This window comes from Alsobacter sp. (genome assembly GCF_059501845.1).
In genome coordinates this window covers 68124-84674 of the sequence record NZ_JCACDK010000005.1, presented here as the reverse complement: position 1 = coordinate 84674, position 16551 = coordinate 68124, and the positions used below count along the sequence as shown (strand labels likewise).

The 16551-nt window shown below is 68.5% G+C and carries 17 protein-coding genes; 2 read left to right on the top strand and 15 right to left on the bottom strand.

The genetic code is table 11. The annotated features are described in order from the left end of the window. Nucleotides 1–45: 45 nt before the first annotated feature. From pufC to AC5JCN_RS05600, 12 genes are all read right to left on the bottom strand, one after another. A complete protein-coding gene (pufC, locus tag AC5JCN_RS05655) occupies nt 46–1113 on the bottom strand; it encodes a photosynthetic reaction center cytochrome PufC (protein ID WP_495754053.1) in 1068 nt (355 codons plus the stop codon). After that, entirely contained in the window at nt 1110–2096 is a 987-nt protein-coding gene (gene pufM / locus AC5JCN_RS05650; RefSeq protein WP_495754052.1) for a photosynthetic reaction center subunit M, read from the bottom strand. Before pufM ends, pufC begins: the two co-directional genes overlap by 4 nt. Before the next feature lie 15 nt (nt 2097–2111). Continuing rightward, a complete protein-coding gene (pufL, locus tag AC5JCN_RS05645) occupies nt 2112–2939 on the bottom strand; it encodes a photosynthetic reaction center subunit L (RefSeq protein ID WP_495754051.1) in 828 nt (275 codons plus the stop codon). A gap of 158 nt (nt 2940–3097) precedes the next feature. After that, nucleotides 3098–3241 carry a light-harvesting antenna LH1, alpha subunit gene (gene pufA, locus AC5JCN_RS05640; RefSeq protein WP_495754050.1) on the bottom strand — a complete coding sequence of 48 codons (144 nt, stop codon included), beginning with the start codon at nt 3239–3241 and terminating at the stop codon, nt 3098–3100. 11 nt (nt 3242–3252) lie between these two features. Beyond that, nucleotides 3253–3477: a light-harvesting antenna LH1, beta subunit gene (pufB, locus tag AC5JCN_RS05635; protein ID WP_495754049.1), complete on the bottom strand. Its 225-nt coding sequence runs from the start codon at nt 3475–3477 to the stop codon at nt 3253–3255. 195 nt (nt 3478–3672) lie between these two features. Continuing rightward, complete coding sequence (locus AC5JCN_RS05630) at nt 3673–3996, bottom strand: hypothetical protein (protein WP_495754048.1); 324 nt, start codon at nt 3994–3996, stop codon at nt 3673–3675. Then, nucleotides 3993–5450, bottom strand: coding sequence for a chlorophyllide a reductase subunit Z (gene bchZ, locus AC5JCN_RS05625; RefSeq protein ID WP_495754047.1), 1458 nt, complete (start codon nt 5448–5450; stop codon nt 3993–3995). Before bchZ ends, AC5JCN_RS05630 begins: the two co-directional genes overlap by 4 nt. Next, nucleotides 5444–6994: a chlorophyllide a reductase subunit Y gene (bchY, locus tag AC5JCN_RS05620; RefSeq protein WP_495754046.1), complete on the bottom strand. Its 1551-nt coding sequence runs from the start codon at nt 6992–6994 to the stop codon at nt 5444–5446. Before bchY ends, bchZ begins: the two co-directional genes overlap by 7 nt. An 8-nt stretch (nt 6995–7002) precedes the next feature. Next, nucleotides 7003–8013, bottom strand: coding sequence for a chlorophyllide a reductase iron protein subunit X (locus tag AC5JCN_RS05615; protein WP_495754045.1), 1011 nt, complete (start codon nt 8011–8013; stop codon nt 7003–7005). Next, a complete protein-coding gene (gene bchC / locus AC5JCN_RS05610) occupies nt 8010–8957 on the bottom strand; it encodes a chlorophyll synthesis pathway protein BchC (protein ID WP_495754044.1) in 948 nt (315 codons plus the stop codon). The genes AC5JCN_RS05615 and bchC overlap by 4 nt, the downstream gene beginning before the upstream one ends. Nucleotides 8958–9130: 173 nt before the next feature. Then, nucleotides 9131–10282 carry a methyltransferase gene (locus AC5JCN_RS05605; protein ID WP_495754080.1) on the bottom strand — a complete coding sequence of 384 codons (1152 nt, stop codon included), beginning with the start codon at nt 10280–10282 and terminating at the stop codon, nt 9131–9133. A gap of 21 nt (nt 10283–10303) precedes the next feature. Further along, nucleotides 10304–11173 carry a polyprenyl synthetase family protein gene (locus AC5JCN_RS05600; RefSeq protein WP_495754043.1) on the bottom strand — a complete coding sequence of 290 codons (870 nt, stop codon included), beginning with the start codon at nt 11171–11173 and terminating at the stop codon, nt 10304–10306. Nucleotides 11174–11299: 126 nt separating this feature from the next. On the opposite strand from AC5JCN_RS05600, the gene crtD reads away from it, so the two are divergent. Then, the gene (crtD, locus tag AC5JCN_RS05595; RefSeq protein ID WP_495754042.1) at nt 11300–12796 is read left to right on the top strand and encodes a 1-hydroxycarotenoid 3,4-desaturase CrtD; all 1497 of its coding nucleotides are present in this window, start codon (nt 11300–11302) and stop codon (nt 12794–12796) included. Next, a complete protein-coding gene (locus AC5JCN_RS05590; RefSeq protein ID WP_495754079.1) occupies nt 12793–13701 on the top strand; it encodes a carotenoid 1,2-hydratase in 909 nt (302 codons plus the stop codon). The genes crtD and AC5JCN_RS05590 overlap by 4 nt, the downstream gene beginning before the upstream one ends. On the opposite strand, the gene AC5JCN_RS05585 is transcribed toward AC5JCN_RS05590, so the two are convergent. From AC5JCN_RS05585 to AC5JCN_RS05575, 3 genes are read right to left on the bottom strand one after another with little or no spacing between them, the layout of a single operon-like run. Continuing rightward, entirely contained in the window at nt 13689–13871 is a 183-nt protein-coding gene (locus AC5JCN_RS05585; RefSeq protein ID WP_495754041.1) for a hypothetical protein, read from the bottom strand. The two genes, AC5JCN_RS05590 and AC5JCN_RS05585, sit on opposite strands and share 13 nt — an antisense overlap. A gap of 4 nt (nt 13872–13875) precedes the next feature. Beyond that, on the bottom strand, nt 13876–14955 hold the full coding sequence (locus AC5JCN_RS05580; RefSeq protein ID WP_495754040.1) for a phytoene/squalene synthase family protein: 1080 nt from the start codon (nt 14953–14955) through the stop codon (nt 13876–13878). Continuing rightward, nucleotides 14936–16465, bottom strand: coding sequence for a phytoene desaturase (locus tag AC5JCN_RS05575; protein ID WP_495754039.1), 1530 nt, complete (start codon nt 16463–16465; stop codon nt 14936–14938). Before AC5JCN_RS05575 ends, AC5JCN_RS05580 begins: the two co-directional genes overlap by 20 nt. Nucleotides 16466–16551: the final 86 nt, after the last annotated feature.

The window sequence follows — 16551 nt, the reverse complement described above, 5'->3', positions numbered from 1 at the left end:
CCGTCTTTTTCGAGAGCTGACACGCCCTGTCCACCCTTCCGCCGGTTACTTGGCAGGCGGATTGGGCCCGCCGAGTTCTGCGACGTAGTCCTTGAGCATGCTCACGCCGTTCAGCGGCTTGTTCACGCCCTGGTGGCACGTCGCGCAGTTCACCTTCGGCACGTCGCCGGTGCGGCCCAGCCGGTTCGGCGGGAACACGCCCTGGAGGGATTCCAGGTAGTCGTGGTTGAGCGCGCGTGCCATCCGGATGCCGTACCAGGCGGGGACGCGCTGGGGCGGGCTCTCGTCCCACGCGTTGAAGGCGCGGGAGTTGTGGCAGAACACGCAGTTGACCCCGAGCGCGTTCGACATGTGGATCATGAGACCGTAGGTGTGCTCGGTGTCCATGATCGTCGACTTGTTCCCCGTCGGCAGCGCGGTGGTGCTGTGGACGCGGATGTTGCGGTCGCCGAGCAGGAACTCGCTCATGTAGTCGTAGGGCAGCGAGGTCGAGTTGGACGTCTTCGTCACGACGTTCTGGCCGTTGCGATAGCCCATCCATCCCGATTCACCCGCGCCGCCCACCGGGCCGGGGCCGTTCTCCTTGAACCAGATGTTGGTCGGGACCGGCTTGCCGCGATGGCAGGTGTAGCAGGTCACCCCGGTCTGCGCGACGTGGGCCTTCCAGTCGGAATTGATCGTGCGCGTCATCTGGATCATGCGGCGGGCCACCTGCAGCGTATACTTGCTGTAGTCCGCCATGTTCTCGGTGTTGTGGCAGTAGGCGCAGCCCGCCTGCTCGTCGGGCACGTTGCCCTGCCCGGCGACCCACTCGGCCATGGAGGCCATGAGCCCGTTGAACTGGTCCTCGTGGAGATCACCCAGGACCTGGAGGTTCGGGTAGAGCTCCTTGGCCAGCGGGCCCGTGGGCTGTGACTGGTAGGGGGGCGGTGGCGCGGTATTCAGCGCCACCAGCTTTTCCTGCCGGTTCTTGTCGTGGATCACCGTCATGCCGGTGCCACGGTAGCCGGTCTGGTCCTGGACCACGGGCGGAAGGCTCCACCCCGCGGTGCCCAGCATCCAGCCGGTGAGGAGGACGGCGATTGCTCCCGTCACCGGAACCCAGAGTTTCATGGCTTGGCTCCCGCAAGTGAGGGATCGACGACCGAGCCGCCGTAGAGGTCCGGGTAGTGCGGCACGAGGCCGTGCTTGATGCCCCAGAGGTACCAGTTGTCCACGACCGTGCCGGTGAGGAGGATGCCGATGCCGCCGGTGAGCGTCGTCAGCACCGCGAACCACCAGGCCCAGCGATGGATGGACTCCATCGTGGCGTTGAAGCCCATGGTCCAGCGCCAGAAGAGGGCGGCGCGCTCCGTGGCCGTGCCGCGGTCGACGATCTGCTCGATCTCACGGTCGCCGCCGTAGCGGGTCACCGCGAGGATCGTCGCACCGTGCATCGCGAAGAGCAGCACGGATCCGTAGAGGAAGACGATCGAGAGGCAGTGGAACGGGTTGTAATAGAGGTTCCCGTACCGGATCGAGAAGGCCGTGGTCCAGTCGAGGTGCGGGAAGATGCCGAAGGGCACTGCCTCGCTCCAGCTGCCCATCAGCACCGGCCGGATGAAGCCGAGCACCAGGTACAGCCAGATGGCCGAAGCGAAGGCCCATGGCACATGGGTGCCGAGGCCGAGCGCGCGGGCCCGGCGATAGGTGCGGACCCACCACAGCAGGATCGACGTGGTGATGAAGAAGCCGGCGATGTTCCACCAGCCACCCTGGTTGAGCGGCGGGATGATCTTCAGCCCCTGCGAGGGCGGTGGCGGCTCGAGCGCCAGCCAGGGCAACTGCCGGACGAACTGGATGGGATCCCAGTGCACCGAGGCCAGCATGTTGAGGCCGATGATCACGAACCCGAGGGTGAACGTGATCAGGGAGAGCATGCCGAGCGTGCCGAGGTAGATCGGCCCGATCTGCGCATTGCCGAACTTGCCGACCCAGTAGTGCGCCTCTGGCTGGCCGATGCGCTCGAACTCGCCGTTCTCGACGGCAATCCCGGGCTCCGGCGCGCCGCGCAGCTGGATGCGCGTGACGATGTTTTGGTATTCGGGGAGGAACATGGCGTGGCCCTTTCCTCAGGATGACCAGATCGGCAGCTTGAGCCACCAGTTCCACCACTCCGGCCAGCTGCGGTTCCAGAAGGGCCCGCTGATGACGATGCACACCGCGCTCCAGAACCCGGCGGAGAGCGCCAGGAACAGGCCGAGACGGTGGATGCCGAGCGTGCCGATCGAGTAACCGATGGTGTCGCGGAAGAAGGTGTCCTCGTGCTCGGGCGTCTTCACTTCCTCACCCGGACCGGGATTGACCGCGGACAGGACGAGGGCGCCGTGCAGCGAGAGCGCGAGCGTCGTGGTGAAGAAGAACGTCACCGCGATCATGTGCGCCGGATTGTAATGGAAGTGCAGGTACTGGTACCCGACGTTCGACACCCAGTCGAGGTGACTGAAAATGCCGTACGGGAAGCCGTTCCCCCAGGCGCCCAGCAGGACCGGCCTGATCACGACCAGCGTGAAATAGGCGAAAATGGCGACGCTGAAGGCGAAGGGGACGTGGTACCCGATGCCGAGCTTTCGGCAGATCTCGACTTCACGCAGCGCCCAGGAGGTGAAGGCCCCCAGCGCGCAGATCGTGATGATCTGCCACAGTCCGCCCTCCAGCATCGGCGCAGGGCCGAGGCCGTATTTGAGGTCGGGCGGCGCGATGCTGATCTGCCAGATGTTCCAGGTGGGGCCCATCGCGGCCCCGTAGAGGATCATGGCGGTGCCGACGAATGCGAAGAACACCGTCGTGACGCCGAAGAACCCGACATAGAACGGTCCGACCCAGAAGTCGAAGAGATCACCCCCGATGAGGGTGCCGCCCCGGACCCGATATTTGCGTTCAAAACTGAGCAAGGCCATGCGCCCCTCCCTCGAACCCCGGACCTGTTTGCCGACCCCGGGGAAGGACCGGCTGGCGGCGGGCGCGGGCCTCTTCGGCCACGCCCGCCGTCTTGCGCTCCCCCGGGCACCCGGTGCTCCCTTGCGGGATTACCGGACCCCGGGGGCGTATTGCCGCCTCACTTGAGCGGAGCCCCGATCAGCCAGTTGAACCGCTCAGTGCTGAGCAGAACCAGGTGGATCAGGACGGCGAGCGAGAACAGGAAGACGCCTTGCGCCACCAGAACCCGCCGTGGGTCAAATACTTTCCAGATGCGCCACATGACGAGCTACCTCACGTGAAATGGGGCAGCACCGTGCTGGCCACCGTGGTCAAGGTTTCGAGTGCCGAGGCCTTGTATCCTGCAGGTCCAGGTATCCACGGCCGCCAAAACCACACCAGGATGTGAGCCACGATGGCTACGGCGACAAATAGATACAGACCCTGCAAGTAGTACCTGTGGAACTCCTCGGCTTCCTGGTCGGACAAACCTGTCCAGGATGCGTTCCTATCAGCCATCGATTGCCCTCCGACTGACGAGTTACCGCACACCACCCGTGCGGCGGAGTTTGCCGCGGCCTTGGGGGCCGCGACGGGTTTCATCCGGGTTACCCCGGACGAAGACGAACACCTGGACGGATCGACGGGCCGCATGGCCTCGGGTGCCCCGTCCGGGCGAAACTCGTTGCCACCGGCATGTGCCGGCGGCGCGCCTCACGCCATGAAGGCGATCGGCAGAGTGGCGGCCGCCATCGCGCGGGCATCGCCCAGCACGGAGCGGCGCTCCTCGCCGCAGACCCTGCGGCGAAGGCCGGGCGCCAGGCGCAGGCCGGCGGCAGCGGCCAGGAAGACCGGGAAGACTGCGGCGCTGACGACGCGGTACTCGCGTTCGGCAGCCCGGCGCGCCCTGCGGCGCTCGGCGAATGCGGCCCGCGCGAGCGAGGCCTCCCACGTGCGGTGCAGCTGCGAGCCGGCGGGAGCGGCCGGAACACGGTGCACGTCGGCCACGGCGTCCTGCATCACGAAAGCGCTGGTCATGCTGCATGTCCCTCCACGAGCACTCGTCCGGTGTTGCGCACGCGGTCGGCGCTGACGCGGCTTTCGCCGCCCGCGCGCGCCGCGCGTTCTGCTGCGTCGCGCAGCCTCTTGGCCGCCGAGATGCGCACCAGCACCGGCTCGGCCTCGACCATGCGGTCGAGGACGTCCTTTGCGTCGGCATCCCAGGGCAGGTCCTCGTGCAGGCGTGAGCGCGTCGGCTCGACGGCGTCGAGCTGCTGGGCCTGCGGAAGAATGGAAAAGAGCGCGTCGAAGAGGGCGTTGCAGACCTCCTGGACGATGTAGGTGGCACCGGAATAGCCCATGAAGGGCGTGCCGGTGTGCCTGCGGATGATCGCGCCGGGGAACGAGGCCGGGATGTAGGCCCCCCGCCCTCCCGCTTCGGCGAGATACATGCGTTCGTTGAAGCTGCCGAAGAGAACCAGCGGCGTCTTCTCGCGCACCATCTTGCGGATGGCGGCATTGTCGGTCTTTTGCCCCGCACGCCTCGCGACGGCGAAGGTGCAGGGCAGCCCGAGATCCTCCTCGAGGAAGTTCCGGACACCGCGGACATAGGTCTCGCCGGCAACGATGCCGAAGCTCGCCGTGCCGAAGAAGTCCTGCGTCACCGAGCGCCAGAGGTCCCAGAGCGGCTTGATCGTGGTGTGCTTCTCGCGCTCGATGAAGGGCTCGGGATCGAGCCCGGTGAGTTCGCCCAGCATGCGCAGGAACTTGGTCGTCGAGTGCAGGCCGATCGGCGCCTGCAGGTAGGGCTTGCCGAGCTCCTCGCAGAGCAGGCGCCCGAACTCGCGGTAGAGGCAGATATTGACGTCGGCATCGACGAGGCGGGAGACGTCGGCCAGATGGCTTCCCAGCGGGAAGACCATGTTGACCTCGCAGCCGATGCCCTCGACCAGCCGGCGGATTTCCGCAAGGTCGGACGGCATGTTGAACGTGCCGTAGATGGGACCGAGGATATTGACCCGCGGCTTGTCGCCTTCCTTGCGGGCCCGCTCCTTCGGCATGCGGCCGCCTTTGGCGCCGTACTCCGTCCATAGCCAGCGCAGCGCCCGGTCGGCGGACTGCCACTGGTCCTCGTCGATGGTGCGCGGCAGGAAGCGCTGGATGCCCGTGCCCTCGGGCGTCACGCCGCCGCCGATCATCTCGGCGATGGAGCCGGTGACGACGACGGACGGCAGGTCCGGGTCGAGTGTCGCATGAGCGCGCTTCATGGCGCCCTCGGTGCCGTTCTGGCCGAGTTCCTCCTCGGCCAGCCCGGTTACCACGATGGGCAGCTCGTGCGGCGGCAGAGCGTCGGTGTAGTGCAGGACCGAGGTGACCGGCAGGTTCTCGCAGCCGACCGGGCCGTCGATGACGACCTGCAGGCCCTTGATCGCCGCAAAGACGTAGACCGAGCCCCAGTATCCGCCGGCACGGTCGTGGTCGAGGATCAGCATCCCACGGCCTCCCCGTTGTCGACGGCGTTGGTCTTGCGATTGCGCGCGGCGTGCTTCTTGCGGAACTCCGGCCGATCCTTCGGCACGTCCTCCCACACGCCGGCGGCGTGACCGGTGCCCACGCCTGCGAAGAACTCCGTCATCGCGGCGAAGCGATCGCGGTTGCCGAGGGCGGCGTTGACCACCTGGGCCAGCGAACCGGCGCCGGCCGGCCCCATCAGCGGCCTGGCCGAGATGAGGTTGGTGAAGTAGAGCGACGGAACAGACTTCTCCTTCGCCTTCTGCACGACGGGCGTCGTGCCGATGGCGAGGTCGGGCTTGAACTCTGCGAAAGCGGCGAGATCGTCTTCCAGGGAAGCGCGGTACCGGACCATGACGCCCCGGCTCTCGAGCCAGTCCCGGTCGGCTTCCGACCAGGGCGTGCGGCCGCAGGCCGTGCCGACGTAGCGCAGGTCAGCGCCGCTCTCGACCAGCAGGCGGCCGACGAGGAGCTCCGAGCCCTCATATCCGGAGAGGGTGATGCGACCCTTGACGGGAGCGCCGGACAGGGCGCCGGCGACGGCGCGCCGCGTGGCATTGCGGGCTGCGTCGATGACCGGGCGGGCGACGCCCGCGGCCGTTCCGACTGCGTCGAGCCATGCATCGGCACCGTCTGCACCGACCGGCGCGGATCCGACGATGGGCCTGCCGGCCGCCTCAAACTCACGGAAGGAGGCGGTGTAGAAGGGATGGATGGCACCCACCACCGCGCAGTCGAGCGCGGCATAGAGTTCGCGCCATTCGCGGGTCGGCACGACGGGCCCAGCGGCCAGGCCCATCGGCTCCAGCATGCGGCCGATGCCGATCGGGTCGGCCGGGAACATCTCGCCGACGAGCGTCACCGTCGGCAGCGAGGAGCGCGGACGATCCGGCGCCTGCACGGGGCCCTGCTCGGCCTCGAGCCGGGCGTAGTTGAGCATCGCGCCGGCCAGCACGTCCTTGGCTTCCGCGTGCGTGGGGACGCCGAAGCCGGGCACGTCGATGCCGACGATGCGGACCCCGTTGATCTCCTTGGGCAGCAGCCGCAGCGGCACGCCGGAGGCGGTAGGCACGCAGAGATTGGTGACGACGATGGTGTCGTACTGCGCGGGATCGGCCAGGGCGAAGACCGCCTCGCGGATGTCCTCGAACAGCTTGCCGGTCACCAGCGTCTCGGAGTTGAAGGGCACGTAGCCCACGCTCCGGCGCGCTCCATAGAAGTGCGAGGTGAAGGTCAGCCCGTAGACGCAGCAGGCGGAGCCGGACAGGACGGTTGCCGTGCGGCGCATGCGCAGGCCGACGCGCAGCGACCCGAAGGCCGGGCACATGCTCTGCGGCTGGTCGTGCGGGCCCTTCGGATAGTCCCGCGCGTAGCGGTCCAGCATCTCCGACTGGCCGGCGGCGCGGGCAGCGCGCTGCATCTCGTCGGCGCCGGCATGGCAGACGCCGCCGGTTGCGGACGGCGCGGCAGCGGACACGTCCTCCGGGCGCTCGTCGAGATGAAGGTCTGTGGGGCGATCGTCCATGGTCGCGCTCACACGCTCTCGTAGACGATTTCGAGGGACGGCTTCTCGACCAGAGAGAGACCGCGCATGTCGGCCTCGGTCGCGGGGTCGAGGACCACGTGACGTCCGACAGTCTCGCCGGAGAACAGGGCGAGCAGCGCGTCCTGGCTCAGCGATGTGGGCTGGCGCGGCGGTGCGTCGGCGACGTTCTGGGCGAGGGCCTCGAACAGGGCGCCCCACTCGCTTTCGGGGCGGCCGATGATCTCGTAGTTCGCGCTCTTGCGGCGGATGTCTTCGTTCGCCGGAATGGCGGCCAGCACCGGGATCCCGACCTCCTCGGCGAAGGCTTGCGCCTCGCCGGTGCCGTCGTCCTTGTTGATCACCACGCCGGCCACGCCGACATTGCCGCCGAGCTTGCGGAAATACTCCACCGCCGAGCAGACATTGTTGGCGACGTAAAGCGATTGCAGGTCGTTGGACGCGACCACGATGACCTTCTGGCACATGTCGCGGGCGATCGGCAGGCCGAAGCCGCCGCACACCACGTCGCCAAGGAAGTCGAGCAGGACGTAGTCGAAGTCCCACTCGTGGAAGCCGAGCTTCTCGAGAAGCTCGAAGCCGTGGATGATGCCCCGGCCACCGCAGCCGCGGCCGACCTCGGGACCGCCGAGCTCCATCGCGAACACGCCGTCGCGCTTGAAGCAGACGTCGCCGATGCGGACCTCTTCGCCCGCTAGCTTCTTCTTCGAGGAGGTCTCGATGATGGTGGGGCAGGAGCGTCCGGCAAAGAGCAGCGATGTCGTGTCGCTCTTCGGGTCGCAGCCGATCAGCAGCACCTTCTTGCCCTGCTGGGCCATCATGTAGCTGAGATTGGCGAGGGTGAAGCTCTTGCCGATGCCGCCCTTGCCGTAGATGGCGATGACCTGGGTCTTGCGCCCGGCCTCGCCGGTCGGCACGGGATCGGGCCCGAGGGCCGCCTCCGCACGCAGCGCCTCGTTTTGGCTCTTCAGGGCGTCGATGTTGCGCGGGGTCGCATTCATGCGCCTGTACTCCAGTCCAGGACCATTTTCAGGCAGCCGGGATCGCCAAAGGCGGTCCGGTAGGCCTCGGGGGCCTCGGCGGCGGGCCGCCGGTGCGTGACGAGTCCATCGAGGGAAAGCCGCCCGGCGCCGACGAGGTCGGTGACGGCCGCGAGGTCGGCGGGGGTGAATTCGGCGGCGATGCGGAAACGGGTCTCGCGCATGAAGGCCGGCGGGAACGCGAAGGAGACGCGATCCTCGTAGAAGCCGGCCAGGACGATCTCGCCGCCGTGCGACAGGCGCCCGACCAGCGTGTCGATGAGGCGGGCGTCGCCGCTGGCGTCGCAGATCACGCGGTAGTCGCGCCGAACGTCATCTTCCGGCGAGAGCACGGGATAGAGGTAGTCGCCTTCGCGGCGGGCCGGGAGCTTTTCCCAGACGGTGGGATGGCCGCCCATGGCGCAGACGATGCGGGCGATCAGCCGGCCGAGAACACCATGCCCGACGACGAGCTCCGGCAGTTCGGCCGGCGAGGTCACGTTCTGGACCACGGCGTGATGGGCGGTCGCGGCGAGCGCGAGGAGAACGGCGCGCTCCTGAAGCGAGGGATCGACGGGTACGACCCGCCCTCCGTCGGCGACGAGGCGCGAGGCACTTGCCCCGAAGAGGCCGCGGACGCCCTCGAAGGCGCGGGATCCCGGCACGAAGACGGTTTCGCCGACACTGCGACCGGATTCGGCACCGGCCTGCGTGATGCGGCCGACCGCCTCGTAGCCAGGCACCAGCGGGTACCCCATCCCCGGGAAGGGCGGCATGCGACCGGTGTAGAGCAGCCGCTCCGTGCCCGTGCTGATGCCGCTGAAGTCCACATCGACGACGACGTCGGTGGCCCGCGCTGGCGAAAGGCCAACCTCGCCGAGCATCAGGTGCTCGGGCTTTTCGAGGATGACGGCGGTCGCGTTCACGGCGCCCTCTCTGTGTTGCCGGGGGTGTCCGACTCGGCCTGTCAGACGATCCCGTCAGGCCCGAACGTCACTGTAACCGCACACTTTTGACTGTCAATTGGTCTTTACACTTTCGGCGGTGTGTCTGCATGCGCGGCAGGCATTGCGTGCCTGATCGCAAGGCACTCAGCCCCTCAGGGGCGAGCGACCAGAAGGCTCGTGAACAGAGGCCGGCGGGTCTTCACCGGCTCGATCCGGCTGAATCCGGCTTCGCGCAGAAGCCCGGTGAGCTCGGCCGCGGTGCGCGACTCTCCGCCACGCATGGCCAGCAGGTAGATCGCGAAATAAACGGCGCCGACCCGGTCGGCATCGCCGGATCCGGCCATCGGTTCGGCCACCAGCAGCGTCCCATCCTCGGGCAGTGCGGCGCGGACGGACCTGAGGATGGCGAGAGCGCGCGGCGTCGGATGATCGTAGAGCACCCGGACGAGGCTGGCCGCGTCGGCTCCGGCCGGCAGCGGATCCGAGAAGAGGTCGCCGCCATGCGCCTGGGCGCGCGACGAGATCCCGGCTGCGTCGAATGCCGCATTGGCGCGCTCGGCGACAGCCGGCAGGTCGAACACCATGAAGCGCGTGTTTTTCACGCGAGCAGCGGCAGATTTGACGAAGGCGCCCTCCCCTCCGCCCACGTCCAGCAGGCAGCGGTGACGCGAGACGTCGTAGGCGTCGAGGATCTCTCCGGCGATGAACTGCTGGGAGGCCGCCATGAGGCTGCTGTACTCGGCGACCTCATTGCTGCCGAGATCGCCCGGAGCTGCCGACGTCGCATACGCCCAGAATTGAGACAGCTGGGTCGGCTCCACAGGGCCGCGCAGCAGCGCCACGGGATCGCGGAGATCGTCGTAGAGGAGCGCGTGGTGGCGCACCATCGCGGCGATGCCGGGGTTGCCCTGGAGCGCAGCGCCGAGATCGCCGAGGCCGAACCGGCCGGCTCCCCTCTTCTCGAGAAGGCGGAGGGCTGCCGCGGCCCCGCACAGCCGCTTCGCCGAATCGAGCGGCAGTCCTGTCTGCGCCGCGATAGCCTCGACCGTCAGCGGCCGCGCTGAGACCATGTCGAGCAGATCGAGGCGAATCGCCGAAGCGAGAACCTGGGAGTAGACGAAGCCCGCAACGAGGTCGAAGAGCTCGCCTGCCCGGCGCCGCGACAGGCGCCGGGTGAATGGGAAGGATGCCGCCCACCTCTGGAATCCGGGCCTGCGCAGAAGTCCGTTGCGCCAGGCAGGCCACCAGTCGGAAACGCGAAGACGCCCGGACGGTGATGCTGGCGCGGGCGCCTTCTCGGCCATGGTCACGATCGCAGTCCTGCGTCAGGCGGCGGTCAGCGCGATGTCCTTGGGCACGAGGCGCCGCGCCTCGCTGCGGATGAGCGCCTCGAGTTCGAAGGCGCGCGGGCAGGGAGGGATCGAGGCGATCGCCCCGGCCACGCAGGCCTGGAGGCGCGCCAGCGTCTCGCCGGCGCCGAAGCGGCTGACGGCGTTCGGGCGGGCATGGGACCTGTCCTGCCCGACCGGCTTGCCGATCTCGTCCTCGGAGGCGAAGGCATCGCGCAGATCGTCGGCGATCTGGTAGGCCGACCCGAGCCGCTCGCCGAATTCGCGCCACGGATGCGGGTCGGCGCCCGCCGCCAGGGCTCCGGCCATCGCTGCGCCGGTGAAGAGCGCACCCGTCTTGGCCCGGTGGTATACGTCGAGATCGATCTCGTCCTCCGCCTCCCAGGCCTGGCCGGCGACGATGCCGAGCGGCATCCCGACGGCACGGGCGACGGTGGTGGTGATCTGGGCCATGCGCGCCGGGGCCTCGATGGCTTCCAGGGCGACGGTCTCGAAGGCGAGCACGATCAGCGCGTCGCCTGTCAGCAGCGCAAGCGGAGCGCCAAAGCGCGCCTGCACGGATGGTCGCCCGCGACGTGTGGACGCATCGTCGAAGCAGGGCATGTCGTCATGCACGAGGGAGGCGCAATGCAGCAGCTCGATCGCAGCCAGCGCCGCGTCGGTGACCGCGGGCAGGTCGTCACCGCAGGCCTGCGCGACGGCCAAGCACAGGCGGGGCCTCACGCGCGCGCCCGCCGGAAAGACGGCGTGACGCACGGCCTCGGAGATCAACGGAGGGGCCTTGGGCCCGCAGGCCCGGCCCACCGCGCGCTCCAGCGCCTGCTCGATGCGGGACCTCGTCTCCATGGCATGCCCTCCGACGGAGCCAAAGCCCCGGAGTGTGAGGCTAACGTGACTGTAATACGTGTCAATGTGTTTTGACAGTCGGGCGCGTTCACCTGTATTCACGATCGAGGTCCGGGGGATCGGGTAGTGGCGTCCGAGCGCGTCGTGATCATCGGTGCGGGGATGGGCGGACTGGCCGCCGCGATCGCGCTCGCCTCCAGAGGCGTGGGCGTCACGGTTTTCGAACGGGCCGCGGCCACCGGCGGCAAGATGCGTGAGGTGCCCGTGGCGGGAACGCGCATCGATGCCGGCCCCACCGTGCTTACCATGCGCTGGGTGTTCGACGAGCTTCTGCAGGATGCGGGCACGTCGATCGAGAATGTCGTCACCCTTATCCCGTCGGAGTTACTGGCCCGGCATGCCTGGAACAGGACGGACCGGCTCGACCTCTACGTCGACATGGAGCGCTCGGCCGACGAGGTCGGGCGATTCGCCGGGGCGGACGAGGCGCGGCGCTTTCGCGCCTACTGCGCCAAGGCAGCGGACGTGTACAAGACGCTGGAAAAGCCGTTCCTGCGATCGAGCCGGCCCAACTTCCTGTCCCTCACGCAGAGGGTCGGGTTCTCGAACCTGCCGGCGCTGATGCGGCTGCAGCCATTCGCGACTTTGTGGGATGCTCTCGGCGCGAGCTTCAAGGACCCGCGGCTGCAGCAGCTCTACGGCCGCTACGCCACCTATTGCGGCTCCTCCCCCTTCGACACTCCGGCCACGCTGATGCTGGTGTCCCATGTCGAGCAGGCCGGGGTCTGGTTCGTCGAAGGCGGCATGTACCGGCTGGCGGAGGCATTGACCGTCGTGGCCGCCAGCCTCGGCGTCGACGTCCGCTGCGAGGCGGAGGTTTCCGAAATCCTGGTCGAGCGCGGACGCGCGTCAGGCGTCAGGCTCGCCGACGGCGAGCGGCTGCAGGCGGACGCCATCGTCGTCAACGCCGATGCGAGCGCGGTCGGCGCAGGTCTTTTCGGTCCCTCTGCCGCCGGAGCCGTCGCGCCGGTCAGTCCAGCCGATCGCTCGCTTTCGGCCGTGGCCGTCACGGCCGTGGCATCGCCACGCGGCTTTCCGCTGGTCCGCCATTCCGTTTTCTTCTCGCGGGACTACCGGGCCGAGTTCAACGCCATCTTCCGCGAGCGCCGGCTCCCGGACGAGCCCACCGTCTACATCTGCGCGCAGGACCGCGGCGACGAGGCCACCGAGCCCCCGCCGGACCGCGAGCGCCTGCTGATCCTCGTGAACGCGCCGGCCGTCGCCGACACCCATGCCTTCTCCGAGGCGGAGATCGCCACATGCCTGAAGCACATGCAGACGAAGCTCGACCAGTGCGGGCTGGAACTGACCCTGGATCCCGAGAGCACGCAGGTCGCGAGCCCATCCACCTTCGAGCGCCTCTTCCCGGCGACCGGGGGAGCGATTTACGGCCGGGCCTCGCACGGCTGGAAGGCCTCCTTCCAGCGTCCGGATGCGACGACGAGCCTGCCTGGCCTCTACCTGGCCGGGGGCAGCGTGCATCCGGGGCCGGGAGTGCCGATGGCGGCGCTCTCGGGCAGACTGGCGGCCCGGGCGGTGCTCTCGGGCTTCGCTTCGACCTGAATGTCCGCCCCGGCGGCTATCTCTGGTGGTACGTCGACGCCCTCAGCGACGACGGCCGCTATGGCCTCAGCATCATCGCCTTCATCGGCAGCGTCTTCTCGCCCTACTATTTCTGGTCGGGGCGCGGCGATCCCGAGAACCACTGCGCCGTCAACGTCGCGCTGTACGGACCCCGCGCGGCACGCTGGACGATGACGGAACGCGGACGCGCCGCCCTGCACCGCGAGCGCGACCTGCTCGCCATCGGCCCCAGCACGCTGCAGTGGGACGGTTCGTCGCTCGTGCTGGACCTGAAGGAGTGGGCCGTCCCCCTGCCCCGCCGGGTGCGCGGGCGGATCCGCCTTCACCCCACCGGCCTCGGACGGCGCGTCTTCGCGCTCGACGCGGCCGGGCGTCATCGCTGGATGCCGGTCGCACCCTCGGCGCGCGTCGAGGTCACGCTCGCCGATCCCGCCTGCTCCTGGCAGGGCCACGGCTATTGCGACACCAATGGCGGCGACGAGCCGATCGAGCGGGCCTTCTCCACGTGGAGTTGGTCGCGCGCCCCGATGGCGGGCGGCCGCTCGGCGATGCTCTACGACGTGGTCGAGCGCAGCGGCGACCGTCGGTCGATCGCGGCGCGCTACGAACCGGACGGGACGGACGAGGATTTCGAGCCGCCGCCACGCGTGAAGCTGGGCACGACGGCATGGGGCATAAGGCGGGAGACGCAGGCCGAGGCGGGATCGACCCCGCGCGTGGTCCGGACGCTGGAGAATACGCCCTTCTACGCCCGGTCCGAGCTCGCCACGCGGTTGTTGGGGGAAGACGTCACGGCCGTGCACGAAAGCATGAACTGCGATCGCTTCGACACGAAACTGGTCCGGCTGATGCTGCCCTGGCGCATGCCCCGTCAGGTGTTCTGAGGGCGATCCGCGGAAGCCGATTCGCTGCGGGCGGCGCGTTCGTCGGGCAGCTTGCCCTCGGCGCGCAGACGGGCGCGTTTCTTCAGGCCATGCAGCTGCCAGTGAATGAAGCCGACGACGACCCCGAAGACGAGCAGCAGTTCGACGAGGGCGTAGACGGACCCGTCCATTGGCTCATCCGCCCCGCTCGGCAGTCCTGGAGGAGGCGAACGCCCCGTAGTCGCGCTGCCGCTCGTCGAGCTCGCCGAAGAGGTCGATGACCCAGCCTACCCTGTCGTCCACGGCGGCCCACGGCCCCCGGAAGTTCTGCCTTTCGGGCCTGGGCGCAGACATCACGGCGCTCACCAGGAACTGCGTCTCGGGAAGCGCGTGATCGAGCCCGACCCGCCCCGGAATGGCCGCTGCTCCGGCCGCTCGAAGGGCCAGCCTGAACTTGCGGCCGCCGGCCACCACGGCGCGCCGGGAAATCGAATCATGGCCGTTGCGGCGGACCTCCTCGCCGATCTCGCGATAGATCAGCCGCGCCGCCTGGATGGCCGGCCGGCAAGCAGCGGGCAAGCCGCGAACACCGCTACCGGCCCGCACATAGAGGCGATCGGCCTCGGCGAGCAGCTGCTGCGTGAGGCGCCCGATCCGCGCGTCGAAGAATGGCCGCTCCAAAAAGCGGTCGGGATCGACCCCTTCCTCCGCCAGCCAGTCCAGGGGCAGGTACACCCGCCCTGCCCTCGCATCCTCGCCCACGTCGCGGGCGATATTGGTCAGCTGCATGGCCACGCCGAGGTCGCAGGCCCGGGCGAGCACCGAGGGCTCGCGCACGCCCATGATGACCGTCATCATCGCCCCGACTGCCGAGGCGACCCGTGCGGAATAGGCGCGCAGTTCGGCGAGTGTCGCGTAGCGCCGGCCCTCCACGTCCCAGGCCAGTCCTTCCAGCAGCGCCTCGGGGAGCGCCTTCGGGATCGCGTAGGCCTCGACGACATGGGCGAAGGCGCGGTCGGCCGGATGAGCGGCCGGTCGCCCTGCATAGAGCCTGCCCAGCCGCTCGCGCAGTCTCTCGACCGCATCGTTGCGTGCGTCGGGCCCGTCTACCGCGTCGTCGGACAGCCGGCAGAAGGCATAGAGCGCGTAAGACGGCTCGCGCACGGATTTCGGCAGCAGAAGGGAGGCGGCATGGAACGTCTTTGAGCCCTGCCGGATCAGCTCCCGGCAGGCTGCGTAGTCGGCCGCGGCCAGGTCAGCGGATTGTCTCGCCATGCGGCACCAGTTCGTCGAGGATTCGTGCGGACGAGATCACGCCGGGCACTCCGGCGCCGGGATGCGTCCCGGCCCCCACAAGATATAGGCCACGGATGTCCTCGCTGACATTGTGAGGGCGGAACCAGCCGCTCTGGAACAGGCGCGGCTCCAGCCCGAAGGCGGCGCCGTGCGTTGACGATAGGCGGTCCCGAAAGTCGATCGGAGTGAACAGGCGCGACGAAACGACCGCCTCCTGCAGGCCGGGCATGATGCTGTCGGCCAGCGCCTTTTCGATCCGGCGGCGGTAGGGCTCGGCCTGCGTTTCCCAGTCCACCCCGCTCTCGAGGTGAGGCACGGGGGACAGGGCGTAAAACGTGTCACATCCCTCGGGCGCAAGCGACGGGTCGGTCGCGGTGGGCCTGTGGATGTACAGCGAGAAGTCGTCCGCCAGCACCTTGCGCCTGAAGATGTCGTCGAGCAGGCCGCGATAGCGGGGACCCAGCAGGATCGTGTGGTGCCCGATGTCCTGGAACTGGCGCTTTGTGCCGAAGTACCAGACGAAAAGGCTCATCGAGAAATGCGAGCGGGCGACTTTGGCCTCGCTCCAGCGCAACTTGCCGGCGCCGGTCACGAGTTTGGTGTAGGTCCAGGCGGGGTCGCAGTTCGAGACGACCACGGCTGCGGGGATCGTATCGCCCGACGCGAGCCGGACCCCCTTCGCAGTGCCGTCCTCGACGAGAATCTCCGCGACCTCGGCGTCGCAGACGACGGACCCGCCCTGTCCCTCGATCAGCTTCACGAGCCCTTTCACGAGCGCGCCCGTGCCGCCCATGGCGAAGTGCACGCCGTAGCGGCGCTCGAGAAAGCTCACCAGCGCGTAGAGGGACGTGACGCTGAACGGGTTGCCCCCGATGAAGAGCGGGTGAAAACTGAAGGCGACGCGAAGCCGCGGGTCGCGCACGTAGCCGGAGACGAAGCGGTACACCGACTGGTCGGCCCTGTGGCGCACGAAGCCAGGTACGGCCCGTGCCATTCGCCCGAGCGTGTTGAGGGGCGACTGGCCGAGATCCTCGAAGGCGAAGCGGTAGATCTTCTCGCTTTCCGCCAGCAGGCGCTCATAGCCCGGCAGATCGGCCGGATTGAGTCGCCTGACCTCCTCCCGCATGGCGGCGTCGTCGCCCGAGCAGGCGAAGTGCGAACCGTCCGGGAACAGGATCTTGTAGAAGGGTGAGAGGGGACGCAGGTCGATGTCGTCGGAGAACGTGCGCCCGCACAGGGCCCAAAGCTCTTCGAAAAGCTGCGGCAGGGTGATGATTGTCGGTCCGGCATCAAAGGTGAAGCCGTCCTGCCGGAACACCGATGCGCGCCCGCCCGGCTGATCCAGCCGCTCCAGCAACGTCACCCGGTAGCCTCGCGCGCCCAGCCTGACGGCAGCCGCCAGTCCGCCAAACCCACTGCCGACGACGACTGCATGCGGCCGGGCGTCTTCAGCCTGGGCCAAGATGCGTGATGTCGGAACCGTCAACATGTCAAGACAGTATCAGCTGTCAACTTGGTGGCAAGCCGGGCTGGAGCGATGCGCCAACCGGTCACGGAGATTCGCAGCTGCAAGGG